This is a genomic window from Polaromonas sp. CT11-55 (assembly GCF_047303325.1).
Taxonomy (GTDB): Bacteria; Pseudomonadota; Gammaproteobacteria; order Burkholderiales; family Burkholderiaceae_C; genus Polaromonas.
Genome location: NZ_JBKBEX010000002.1, coordinates 116936 through 128917 on the forward strand (window position 1 = coordinate 116936; position 11982 = coordinate 128917).

An 11982-nucleotide genomic window follows, 5' to 3' on the forward strand; every position below is an offset into this window, starting at 1 on the left:
TTACTTTTTCGCCGCATTTTCAATTTTTTCGCCGACCTTCTGGACGTCTTGCCCGACACCGCGGAAGGTGTTGCAGCCGGCCAGCAGCAGGGTCACGCATGCCAGTGACAGTGCGAGCAGTGTTGTGAGCTTTTTCATGAACAGTTCCTCCTGTGGCTCGGGTTAGACAAACTTGCGGATATCGACAAAGTGGCCGTGCACGGCCGCCGCCGCCGCCATGGCGGGGCTGACCAGGTGGGTGCGTCCGCCGGCGCCCTGGCGGCCTTCGAAGTTGCGGTTGCTGGTGGAGGCGCAGCGCTCGCCCGGCTCCAGCCGGTCGGCGTTCATGGCCAGGCACATGGAGCAGCCCGGTTCGCGCCATTCAAAGCCGGCGGCCACAAAAATCTTGTCCAGGCCCTCGCGTTCGGCCTGCTCCTTGACGAGGCCGGAGCCCGGCACCACCAGCGCGAGCTTGACGTTTTTCGCGACCTTCTGGCCGATCTTCTTGATCACGGCGGCGGCTTCGCGCATGTCCTCGATGCGGCTGTTGGTGCAGGAGCCTATGAACACCTTGTCGATGTAAAGGTCGTTCAGCGCCTTGCCGGGCTCCAGGCCCATGTATTTCAGGGCGCGTTCGATGGCATCGCGCTTGTTGGCGTCTTTTTCCTTGTCGGGGTCGGGCACGCGGTCGTCAATCGACAGCACCATTTCGGGCGAGGTGCCCCAGGTGACCTGCGGCAGGATCTGGCCGGCGTCGAGCTCGACCACGGCATCGAACTTCGCGTCGGCATCGGAGTGCAGCGTGTTCCAGTACTTGACGGCCATGTCCCATTCCACGCCGGTGGGCGACAGCAGGCGGCCCTTGACGTAATCGATGGTTTTCTGGTCGACGGCGACCAGGCCGGCGCGTGCGCCGGCTTCAATCGCCATGTTGCAGACCGTCATGCGCCCTTCCATGCTGAGCGCGCGTATCGCCGAGCCGGCGAATTCAATCGTGTAACCGGTACCGCCGGCCGTGCCTATCTTGCCGATGATGGCCAGCACGATGTCCTTGCCGGTCAGACCGGGGGCGAGCTTGCCCTCCACCTTCACCAGCATGTTTTTGGCTTTTTTGGCCAGCAGGGTTTGCGTAGCCATGACGTGCTCGACCTCGCTGGTGCCTATGCCGTGCGCCAGCGCGCCGAACGCGCCGTGGGTGGAGGTGTGCGAGTCGCCGCAGACCACCGTCATGCCGGGCAGGGTGGCGCCGTTTTCGGGGCCGATGACGTGCACGATGCCCTGGCGCTTGGAGAGGAAGGGGAAGAAGGCGGCCGCGCCGAATTCCTTGATGTTGCTGTCCAGCGTGGTGATTTGCTCTTTGCTGACCTGGTCGGTGATGCCGTCGTAGCCCAGTTCCCAGCCGGTGGTGGGCGTGTTGTGGTCGGCGGTGGCGACGATGGAGCTGATGCGCCAGACCTTGCGGCCGGCCTCGCGCAGGCCTTCAAAGGCCTGCGGGCTGGTGACTTCGTGCACCAGGTGGCGGTCTATGTAGAGGATGGCCGTGCCGTCGTCTTCGGTATGAACGACGTGCTCGTCCCAGATCTTGTCGTAAAGGGTGCGTCCCATGGTTTTCCTTCGTGGTCTCTTGTTGCCGTTTGTGTTTGTCGTTGGAGGTAATTTTAGGCGGCCACACCGGCGGGGGCGGTCCCGGTTTTGGCCGGTTTGGCGCGGGCCGTCGGCGCTGCGGGCTTCGTCAGGTGCTCCACCAGCAGCCGCGCCGTCAGGGGCAGCGTGGAAAAGTCGCGCGCCACCAACTGGATCTGGCGCTCCGCCCAGCTGTCCAGCAGCGGTATGGATTCAAGCTCGCCGACGCCATGCGTCAGCTCAAAGGCGCGCTGCGGCATCACGCCCACGCCCAGGCCGTTGTGGATCATGCGACACATGGCATCCAGGCCGGTCACGTGGATGCGCAGCTTGATGGTGCGGCCCAGCCTGGCCGCGGCTTCGCGCATGGCCAGGTAAATCGAGCTGTTGGAGTGCAGGCCGACCTGGTCGTAGTCCAGGGCCGCTTCAAAGCGGATGGCGCTTTCGGCGCACAGCGGGTGGCCCCGGGGGACGATGAGCACCAGCTTGTCGCTGCGGTAGGGCAGGGTCTGCAGGTCGCCCGTGCCGTCGGCGGTGTTGCAGATGCCCAGGTCGGCTGCGCCTTCCTGCACCGCGCGTACGACCTCGGTGCTCAGATGCTCTTCGAGGTCTATTTTGATGCCGGAATGCTCGCGCGTGAAAGCACCCAGGTCTTCGGGCAAAAACTGCACGATGGCCGAAATGCTGGCGTGCACACGCACATGGCCGCGCACGCCGTCGGCGTATTCGCTGAGCTCGCCCTGCATTTTCTCGAGGCTGAACAGCACCGAGCGCGCATGGTGCAGCAGGCTTTCACCGGCCGGCGTCAGGTCGACACCGCGGGTGTGGCGGTACAGCAGCGGGGTGTCCAGCGTGGCCTCAAGGTCGGAAAGGCGCTTGCTTACGGCCGAGGCGGCGATGAATTCGCGCTCGGCGGCCTTGCCTATGCTGCCCAGCTCGCAGACGGCCACAAAGAGCTGAAGCGAGGTCAGGTCAATGCGGCGGGCAAAGTTGCGTTCTGAGCTTTTCATGGGGGGTAATGCGTGACGTCATCGCGTTCGACGACGGTGAATCGCTATTTTGCCGCTAAGAGTCGGGTTTTGCCATCGCAATACGCGATGACCCGCTTGCCGGCGGGCGTTTTCCGGCCGGGGCGTAAAAAAGCCCGCCGATGCTGCCATCAGGCGGGCTTTGCGCAAAGCCAGGCTTATTTAGCGCTTGGCCAGCGGCTTGACCTGGCGGGTCGTGGCGCCGGTGAACAGCTGGCGCGGGCGGCCGATCTTGTACTCGGGGTCGCCGATCATTTCATTGAGCTGGGCGATCCAGCCGACGGTGCGGGCCAGCGCGAAGATCGCAGTGAACAGCGGCACGGGAATGCCGATGGCGCGCTGCACGATGCCTGAGTAGAAGTCGACGTTGGGGTAGAGCTTGCGCGAGACGAAGTAGTCGTCTTCGAGGGCAATCTTTTCCAGGGCCATTGCCAGCTTGAACAGCGGGTCGTTTTCCAGGCCCATCTCCTGGAGCACTTCCTTGCAGGTTTCCTGCATGAGCTTGGCGCGCGGGTCGTAGTTTTTGTAGACGCGGTGGCCAAAGCCCATCAGCTTGACGCCGGAGCTCTTGTCCTTGACCTGCTTGATGAATTCGCCGATTTTCTCGACGCCGCCCTGCTTCTGGATGTCGCCCAGCATGTTGAGGGCCGCTTCATTGGCGCCGCCGTGGGCCGGGCCCCAGAGGCAGGCCACGCCGGCCGCGATGGCGGCAAACGGGTTGGTGCCGGAGGATCCGCACAGGCGCACGGTGGAAGTGGAGGCGTTCTGCTCATGATCGGCGTGCAGGATGAAGATGCGGTCCAGCGCGCGTTCGAGCACCGGGTTGACCTTGTATTCCTCGCACGGCGTGGCGAACATCATGTGCAGGAAGTTGCCGGCGTAGCTCAGGTGGTTCTTGGGGTACATATAGGGCTGGCCCACGGTGTACTTGTAAGCCATGGCGACCAGGGTCGGCATCTTGGCAATCAGGCGGATCGCGGCGATTTCGCGGTGTTCCGGGTTGTTGATGTCGGTGCTGTCATGGTAGAAGGCCGACAGGGCACCGACCAGGCCGGTCATGATGGCCATGGGGTGCGCGTCGCGGCGGAAACCGCGCAGGAAGAACTGCATCTGCTCGTTGACCATGGTGTGGTTGGTCACGCGGTGCACGAAGTCGGCCTTTTGCGCCACATTGGGCAGCTCTCCGTACAGCAGCAGGTGGCAGGTTTCCATGTAGTCACAGTTGGTGGCCAGCTGCTCGATGGGGTAGCCGCGGTACAGCAGCTCGCCCTTGTCGCCGTCGATATAGGTGATGGCCGACTGGCAGGATGCGGTCGACAGGAAACCGGGGTCATAGGTGAACATGCCGGTCTGGGCATACAGCTTGCGGATGTCGACGACGTCCGGGCCGACATTGCCCTGGTACACCGGCAGTTCAATGCTGGGGCTGCCGTTGCTGAAGGACAGGGTGGCTTTGTTGTCAGCTAGCTTCATTTCTTGCTTCTTTCTTTCGTATCAGTGTCAGATTGGGTCGGGCTGGGAATCACGGAGCCGGGGTCGAGGGCCGCAGCAACTTTAAAACGTCATGGGCTTCAGAAGTAGAGGCGCTTGCCTTGGCCGATTCGTCCGCCAGCTGGCCAGCGTCCTTCCGTTTTAGCAGCAGGTCGAGCAGGTCGTTGTCGGACAAATCCATTAAATCACTCAACCCTTTAGCCTGCCTGACGGTCAGGGTGGCCTCGTGGCCCTGGAAGAAGCGCGCTATCAGCAGGTCGTTTTCCAGCAGGCCGCGCCGGCAGCGCCACTTGAGCTTGCTCAGGGCGCGCTCATCGAGCAGGGCGTCGGCGGTTTCCATGTCGGCGGGTCGGTCAGCGAACGGTCAGACTGTCCTCAAAACCATCATTTCCTTGATCTTGCCGATGGCTTTCGTCGGGTTCAGGCCCTTAGGGCAGACGTCGACGCAGTTCATGATGGTGTGGCAGCGGAACAGGCGGTAGGGGTCTTCCAGGTTGTCCAGGCGCTCGGCGGTGGCTTCGTCGCGGCTGTCGGCGATGAAGCGGTAGGCCTGAAGCAGGCCGGCCGGGCCGACGAACTTGTCGGGGTTCCACCAGAAGCTGGGGCAGGAGGTCGAGCAGCTGGCGCACAGGATGCACTCGTAAAGGCCGTTGAGCTCGTCGCGCTCTTCGGGGCTCTGCAGGCGCTCTCTTTCGGGCGGCACGTTGTCGTTGATCAGGTAGGGCTTGATCGAGTTGTACTGCTTGAAGAACTGCGTCATGTCGACGATCAGGTCGCGCACCACGGGCAGGCCCGGCAGCGGCTTGAGGATGATGACCTCGGGCAGCGTGCGCATATTGGTCAGGCAGGCCAGGCCGTTCTTGCCGTTGATGTTCATCGCATCGGAGCCGCAGACGCCTTCGCGGCAGGAGCGGCGAAAGCTGATGGATGGGTCCTGCGCCTTGAGCTTCATCAACGCGTCCAGCAGCATGCGCTCATGGCCGTCGAGTTCCACCTCGATGGTCTGCATGTAGGGCTTGGCGTCGGTGTCCGGGTCGTAGCGGTAGATCTTGAAGGTGCGTTTGGTCATGGGGTTCTCGCTTCTTGTGGGGTCGCAGGCCGGCTGTGCGTCGGTGGTGTCAGAACGTGCGCGTCTTCAGCGGCACGGAATCGACGGTCAGGGGCTTCATTTGCACCGGCTTGTAGGCCAGGCGGCTGCCTTCGCTGTACCACAGCGTGTGTTTGTGCCAGTCGGTGTCGTTGCGGCCGTTCGGGTGCTCAGGGGTGTCGCCGTAGTCGTCCACCGAGTGTGCGCCGCGGCTTTCCTTGCGGGCGGCGGCCGACACGATGGTGGCTTGTGCGGCCTCGATCAGGTTTTCCACTTCCAGCGCCTCGATGCGCGCGGTGTTGAAGATCTTGGACTTGTCTTTCAGGCCGATGCGGTTGACGCGCTCGCGCAGGGCGGCGATCTTGGTCACGCCTTCGTCCATGATGGCCTGGGTGCGGAACACACCGGCGTGCTGCTGCATGGCGGCGCGCAGGTCGTTGGCCACGTCCTGCGCGTATTCGCCGTCGGTCGCGTTATCCAGGCGCGCGATGCGGGCCAGGGTCTTGTCGGCGGCGTCGGCCGGCAGCGCCTTGTGCGTGGTGGTCTTGGCGAACTCGACGATGTGGTTGCCGGCGGCCTTGCCGAAGACCAGCAGGTCCAGCAGCGAGTTGGTACCCAGGCGGTTGGCGCCGTGCACGCTAACGCAGGAGCACTCGCCCACCGCGTAAAGGCCTTTGACCACCTGGCTCTGGTTGTTGGCGTCCTGCGTGACAACCTGGCCGTGGATGTTGGTCGGGATGCCGCCCATCTGGTAGTGGATGGTGGGCACCACGGGAATCGGTTCCTTGGTGATGTCGACGTTGGCGAAGTTGTGGCCGATCTCGAACACCGAGGGCAGGCGCTTCATGATGGCGTCCACGCCCAGGTGGGTCATGTCCAGCAGGATGTAGTCCTTGTTGGGGCCGCAGCCGCGGCCTTCCTTGATTTCCTGGTCCATGGAGCGCGAGACGAAGTCGCGCGGCGCCAGGTCCTTCAGCGTGGGCGCGTAGCGCTCCATGAAGCGCTCGCCGTTGCTGTTGCGCAGGATGGCGCCTTCGCCGCGGCAGCCTTCGGTCAGCAGCACGCCGGCGCCGGCCACGCCGGTTGGGTGGAACTGCCAGAACTCCATGTCTTCCAGCGGGATGCCGGCGCGCGCCGCCATGCCCAGGCCGTCGCCGGTGTTGATGAAGGCGTTGGTCGATGCGGCGAAGATGCGGCCCGCGCCGCCGGTGGCCAGCAGCGTGGTCTTGGCTTCAAAAATGTGGACGTCGCCGGTTTCCATTTCGAGGGCGGTCACGCCCACCACGTCGCCCGCGGCGTCGCGGATCAGGTCCAGCGCCATCCATTCGACGAAGAAGCTGGTCTTTTCCTTGACGTTTTGCTGGTACAGCGTGTGCAGCATGGCGTGGCCGGTGCGGTCGGCCGCGGCGCAAGCACGCTGCACGGGTTTTTCGCCGTAGTTGGCGGTATGGCCGCCGAAGGGGCGCTGGTAAATCGTGCCGTCGGGGTTGCGGTCGAAGGGCATGCCCATGTGCTCGAGGTCGTACACGACCTTGGGCGCTTCGCGGCACATGTATTCGATCGCGTCCTGGTCGCCGAGCCAGTCGGAGCCCTTGACGGTGTCGTAGAAGTGGTAGTGCCAGTTGTCCTCGCTCATGTTGCCGAGCGAGGCGCCTATGCCGCCCTGTGCCGCGACGGTGTGGGAACGCGTGGGGAACACTTTGGAGAGCACGGCCACGTTGAGGCCGGCGCGCGCCAGCTGCAGCGATGCGCGCATGCCGGAGCCGCCGGCACCGACGATGACGACGTCAAATTTGCGCTTGGGGAGTTGGGAAGTTGCGGTCATGATTTTTGTGGGGTGTCGGTCTTCTTGTCGGATCTGCGGGGCGGCGGCTCAGAGGCGCCAGAGAACCTGGATGCCCCAGCCGGCGCAGGCCACCAGCCAGACGATGGTGAACACATTCAGGACCAGCTTGATGGAGGCCGGCTTGATGTAGTCCATCCAGATGTCGCGCATGCCGACCCACACGTGGTAGAGCAGGGCGATGATGACCGTGAAGGTCAGCACTTTCATCCATTGCGCCGAGAAAATGCCGGCCCATTTGTCGTAGCCAATGGGGCCTTTGCTGAAGATGACCTGGGCCAGCAACAGCACGGTGAAGAGGGCCATCAGCGCCGCCGTGACGCGCTGCGCGAGCCAGTCGCGCAAGCCGTAGTGGGCGCCGACAACAATGCGCTTGGAGCCGTAGTTAACTGCCATTTTTTATGCTCCTTGTGATCAGTAAAGGCCGAACAGCTTGGCGCCGAGGACCAGTGTCAGGGCGATGCTCGCGGCCAGTGTGAAGATGGCGGAGGACTTGCCAAACTCTTTGCTGACGGCGGCGTGGCTCACGTCCATCCAGAGGTGGCGCAGACCGGCGATGAAGTGGTGCAGGTAGGCCCATATCAGGGCCAGGGCCGCGAGCTTCCAGAGGAAGCCGGGCAGGCCCAGCATGCCGATATTGAAGGCGGCCTTGAATTTCTCGAAGGAGATCTCCGAGGAGATCGAGGTGTCGAACATCCAGATGATGAAGGGCATCAGCAGGAACATGATTAACCCGCTGATGCGGTGGAGGATGGAAACCCAGCCTGCAGGCGGCAAACGATAGGAAGGAAGGTCGGAGAGCGCATTGATATTGCGGAACTCGGGCCGTTTGGGACGCTGTTTGGATGCCAGCTCTGTCATTTTTTTAGGCTTTCGTGGGGGGTGTAACTGATGGGTAACCGGGGATGCAATTACAGCTAAACAGCCGAATTCTATTGCAACGCAACAATAAGCTTACAAACGATTGCAGCTTCTTGATGAATCCCGTCAACTAAGGTCGTTTTTGTAGTGATGGGTGTCGGTGCGATACAGGCCCCGGCGCAATTCCATGGGCAGGTCGTTGTAGGTAAAGGCGGTGCGCTCCACACTGAGCAGCGGCGCGCCCACCAGCACGCCGAGCAGCGCTGCGGATGCTTCATCGGCCGCGACGGCCCGGATTTTTTCCTCGGCGCGCACCATGCGCACGCCGAACTCGGTTTCAAACAGCGCGTACATGGGACCGCGGTGGGTGGCCAGCCGCTCGGCGGTCAGGCCCTTGAAGGGGCCGCCGGGCAGCCAGACGTCTTCGAGGATGGTCGGCGTGCCCTGGAAGGCCAGCACGCGGCGCAGCTGCAGCACGGCGTCGCCGGTGCGCAGCGACAGCGGACGCGCGATGTCGGCGGGCGCGCGCAGGCGCTTGCAATCGATGATCTGCCGTTCGGCCGGGCCTTCGCTGTTGGTGTCGCCGCTGTCAGGCATGAGGCGCAGGAAGCGGTACTGCACGTGTTGCTCGGCATGCGTGGCCACGAAGGTGCCCTTGCCCTGGCGGCGCACCACCAGGTTTTCGGCGGCCAGTTCGTCGATCGCTTTACGCACCGTGCCCTGGCTCACGCGAAAGCGCGCGGCCAGGTCCATCTCGCTGGGGATGGCCTCGCCGGGTTTCCATTCGCCGGCCTGCAGGCTTTGCAGGATCAGCACCTTGATCTGCTGGTACAGCGGGCTGAAGGCCGGCGCCACGCCCGCCGCCGCGCCTGCATCGCCGGCGAGGGCGGCGGGATCGGTCAATGAGGACGTGTTGATGGCCATGGCAGCAGTTGGGCGGCGGTTAACGGCAGGTTGCGGCGACGCCGCAGCGGGCGCGCGGCATCCCGGGAAATAAACTCCGAATCAAGCCCGAATCATATCTTATATAAGACATAAGACAAATTGACGCCCGTCACTTTTCAAGCGTAAAATCTTGGGCTGAGCCAGTGCATGGCCTGCCGTTTTGCGGTGATTTTGAGGGGCGAAACCCCGCCAAACCATCCCTGAATATCCCAGGCTCGCGCCAGACATCTCACATCACACCCCTCATCAACCGATTCTTAACTTTCCTGGAGCCCTCGATCATGAGCAAAAAACCCGTCCGTGTTGCAGTCACCGGTGCAGCTGGCCAAATCGGTTACGCACTGCTGTTTCGCATTGCCTCCGGCGAAATGCTCGGCAAGGACCAGCCCGTCATTTTGCAACTGCTCGAAGTGCCTGTTGAAGGCCCGCAAAAAGCGCTCAAGGGCGTGATGATGGAGCTCGACGACTGCGCCTTCCCGCTGCTCGTCGGCATGGAAGCCCACAGCGACCCGATGACGGCCTTCAAGGATGCCGACTACGCGCTGCTGGTCGGTTCGCGCCCGCGCGGCCCCGGCATGGAACGCGCCGAACTGCTGGCCGTCAACGGCGCCATCTTCACGGCGCAGGGCAAGGCCCTCAATGCCGTCGCCAGCCGCAACGTCAAGGTGCTGGTGGTCGGCAACCCCGCCAATACCAATGCCTACATCGCCATGAAGAGCGCCCCCGACCTGCCGCGCAAGAACTTCACCGCCATGCTGCGCCTGGACCACAACCGCGCCGCCAGCCAGATCGCCGCCAAGACCGGCAAGCCCGTGGCCGACATTGAAAAGCTCACCGTCTGGGGCAACCACTCGCCCACGATGTACGCTGACTACCGCTTCGCCACCATCAAGGGCGAAAGTGTCGCCAAGATGATCAACGACCAGGAATGGAACGCGAATGTGTTTCTGCCCACCGTCGGCAAGCGCGGCGCCGCCATCATTGAAGCGCGCGGCCTGTCCTCGGCCGCATCGGCCGCCAACGCCGCGATCGACCACATGCGCGACTGGGCGCTGGGCACCAACGGCAAGTGGGTCACCATGGGTATCCCCTCGGACGGCCAGTACGGCATTCCCAAGGACATCATGTTCGGCTTTCCCGTGACCTGCGAAAACGGCGAATACAAGCTGGTCGAAGGCCTGGAAATCGACGCCTTCAGCCAGGAACGCATCACCAAGACCCTGGACGAGCTCAAGGGTGAGCAGGACGGCGTCAAGCACCTGCTGTAAACCAGTACCCAGCACCGAGGCCGCCCAGCACCTTGCCCGCACACCACCGCCGCCCCTCATGAGCGACTGGAACCCCGCACTCTACAGCCGCTATGAGGACGAGCGCACGCGCCCGGCCCAGGAGCTGCTGGCGCGGGTTCCGCTGGCGCAGGCGGCCACGGTGTTCGACCTGGGCTGCGGGCCGGGCAACTCCACCGAGTTGCTGGTCCACCGCTTTCCGGGTGCCACGGTTACGGGCACCGACAACTCCGAAGCCATGCTGGCCAGCGCGCGCAAGCGCCTGCCGGCCGCGCGCTTTGAGTTGAGCGACATCGCCGATTGGCAGCCCGCGACTGGAGATGCACCCCAGCTCATCTACGCGAATGCGGCCCTGCAATGGGTGCCCGACCACGCCACACTGATCCCGCGGCTGTTCGCCGCGCTGGCACCCGGCGGCGTACTGGCCGTCCAGATGCCGGACAACCGCGACGAGCCCACGCATCGCCTGATGCGCGAGCTGGCGGCCGAGGTGCTCTGGAGCGAAGCCATAGGCGACTATTCAAAGCTGCGCACCGATCTCTTTTCCATAGACCGCTATTACGACCTGCTGGCCGAGAAGGCCGCGCATGTCGATGTCTGGCGCACGGCTTACCAGCACCCCATGGCTTCGGCCGCGGCGATCGTGGAATGGGTGCGTGCGACGGGCCTCAAGCCATTTGTCGACCGCCTCCCGCCTGAATTACAAGCGAGTTACCTCGCCGAGTACGAGCGGCGCGTTGCCAAGGCTTACCCTGTGCGTACCGATGGCAAGCTGCTTTTGGCTTTCCCTCGCATGTTTATCGTGGCGCAGCGCAAGCCATGAGCACCATCGCCGTTCATCCCGCGCAAGTGCTGCTGGGCGCCCAGGCCGGTGCCATGATTTTGCCCGTCTGCGACCACTACAGTGGCGTGGAAGCGCGCATGCGTAAAAGCCTGCAGCTGCAGGCCGAGATGATCGAGGAATTCGGCGCCTGCGTGTTCGACGTGACGCTGGACTGTGAGGACGGCGCCCCCGTGGGCGGCGAGGCCGAGCACGCGGCCATGGTAGTGGCCCTGGCGGCCCTGGCCGGCGACAAGGCCCGTGTGGCCGTGCGCGTGCATGCGGCCGACCACCCGGCTTTTGAGGCCGACATGGCGGTCATCGCCGGCAAGCTCGCGCGCCATCTCTCGCACATCATGGTGCCCAAGGTCGAATCGCTGGCCGACGTGCTGCGCGCCGAAGAGGCGTTGCTGGCCGCCGGCGCCGGCAACTTGCCCTTGCACGTGCTGATCGAGTCGCCGCTGGCGGTGCGCAACGCCTTTGAGATTGCGGCGCACCCGCGCGTGCAGTCGCTGAGCTTCGGGCTTATGGATTTTGTGTCAGCCCATGCGGGGGCGATTCCCGCCGCCGGCATGAGCAGCCGGGGTCAGTTCACGCACCCGCTGGTACTGCGCGCCAAGCTGGAAATCGCCTCGGCCTGCCATGCCCATGGCAAAGTGCCCTCGCATTGTGTTGTCACGGAATTTAATGACACTGAAGCCATGACCGCTGCCGCACGCCATGCCTCGCGCGAACTTGGCTATACCCGGATGTGGAGCATCCATCCGAACCAGATCCGCCCCATCCTGGAGGCCTTCGCGCCCGGCGAAGGCGAGATTGAGGACGCTACCAAAATAATCACCGCCGCAGCCAGCGCAGACTGGGCTCCCATCAGCTTTGAAGGCAAGCTGCACGACCGCGCGAGCTACCGCTATTTCTGGCAGGTCCTTGAGCGCGCGCACCAGACCGGCCGGCCGCTTCCCCCGGAGGCGCGAGCTTATTTCAAGACCGCGTTTCACTGAACATTCACCACCTCATCA

General features: G+C 63.7%; 13 protein-coding genes. 3 read left to right on the forward strand and 10 right to left on the reverse strand.

The features are described from left to right. The 10 genes from ACEN8I_RS02335 to ACEN8I_RS02380 form a co-directional block, all read right to left on the reverse strand. Nucleotides 1-138, reverse strand: coding sequence for an entericidin A/B family lipoprotein (locus ACEN8I_RS02335; RefSeq protein WP_413325869.1), 138 nt, complete (start codon nt 136-138; stop codon nt 1-3). Between the two features lie 24 nt (nt 139-162). Then, the gene (gene leuC, locus ACEN8I_RS02340; protein ID WP_413325871.1) at nt 163-1584 is read right to left on the reverse strand and encodes a 3-isopropylmalate dehydratase large subunit; all 1422 of its coding nucleotides are present in this window, start codon (nt 1582-1584) and stop codon (nt 163-165) included. Between the two features lie 53 nt (nt 1585-1637). Then, on the reverse strand, nt 1638-2612 hold the full coding sequence (locus ACEN8I_RS02345) for a LysR family transcriptional regulator (RefSeq protein ID WP_413325873.1): 975 nt from the start codon (nt 2610-2612) through the stop codon (nt 1638-1640). Between the two features lie 180 nt (nt 2613-2792). Beyond that, nucleotides 2793-4103: a citrate synthase gene (gene gltA / locus ACEN8I_RS02350; protein ID WP_413325876.1), complete on the reverse strand. Its 1311-nt coding sequence runs from the start codon at nt 4101-4103 to the stop codon at nt 2793-2795. Between the two features lie 49 nt (nt 4104-4152). Then, on the reverse strand, nt 4153-4461 hold the full coding sequence (locus tag ACEN8I_RS02355) for a succinate dehydrogenase assembly factor 2 (protein ID WP_413325878.1): 309 nt from the start codon (nt 4459-4461) through the stop codon (nt 4153-4155). 24 nt (nt 4462-4485) lie between these two features. Continuing rightward, complete coding sequence (locus tag ACEN8I_RS02360; RefSeq protein WP_413325880.1) at nt 4486-5190, reverse strand: succinate dehydrogenase iron-sulfur subunit; 705 nt, start codon at nt 5188-5190, stop codon at nt 4486-4488. Nucleotides 5191-5239: 49 nt separating this feature from the next. Next, entirely contained in the window at nt 5240-7033 is a 1794-nt protein-coding gene (gene sdhA, locus ACEN8I_RS02365) for a succinate dehydrogenase flavoprotein subunit (RefSeq protein WP_413325882.1), read from the reverse strand. A gap of 48 nt (nt 7034-7081) precedes the next feature. Next, entirely contained in the window at nt 7082-7447 is a 366-nt protein-coding gene (sdhD, locus tag ACEN8I_RS02370) for a succinate dehydrogenase, hydrophobic membrane anchor protein (protein ID WP_007866650.1), read from the reverse strand. 18 nt (nt 7448-7465) lie between these two features. Next, a complete protein-coding gene (gene sdhC, locus ACEN8I_RS02375; RefSeq protein ID WP_413325885.1) occupies nt 7466-7912 on the reverse strand; it encodes a succinate dehydrogenase, cytochrome b556 subunit in 447 nt (148 codons plus the stop codon). 126 nt (nt 7913-8038) lie between these two features. Continuing rightward, the gene (locus ACEN8I_RS02380; RefSeq protein ID WP_413325887.1) at nt 8039-8836 is read right to left on the reverse strand and encodes a GntR family transcriptional regulator; all 798 of its coding nucleotides are present in this window, start codon (nt 8834-8836) and stop codon (nt 8039-8041) included. A gap of 302 nt (nt 8837-9138) precedes the next feature. Between ACEN8I_RS02380 and ACEN8I_RS02385 the strand changes: the two genes are divergently transcribed. From ACEN8I_RS02385 to ACEN8I_RS02395, 3 genes are read left to right on the forward strand one after another with little or no spacing between them, the layout of a single operon-like run. Continuing rightward, nucleotides 9139-10125 carry a malate dehydrogenase gene (locus ACEN8I_RS02385; RefSeq protein ID WP_007866656.1) on the forward strand — a complete coding sequence of 329 codons (987 nt, stop codon included), beginning with the start codon at nt 9139-9141 and terminating at the stop codon, nt 10123-10125. Between the two features lie 58 nt (nt 10126-10183). Next, on the forward strand, nt 10184-10966 hold the full coding sequence (tam, locus tag ACEN8I_RS02390) for a trans-aconitate 2-methyltransferase (protein WP_413325889.1): 783 nt from the start codon (nt 10184-10186) through the stop codon (nt 10964-10966). Continuing rightward, nucleotides 10963-11964, forward strand: a complete 1002-nt coding sequence (locus tag ACEN8I_RS02395; protein WP_413325891.1) for an HpcH/HpaI aldolase/citrate lyase family protein — start codon at nt 10963-10965, stop codon at nt 11962-11964. The genes tam and ACEN8I_RS02395 overlap by 4 nt, the downstream gene beginning before the upstream one ends. Nucleotides 11965-11982: the final 18 nt, after the last annotated feature.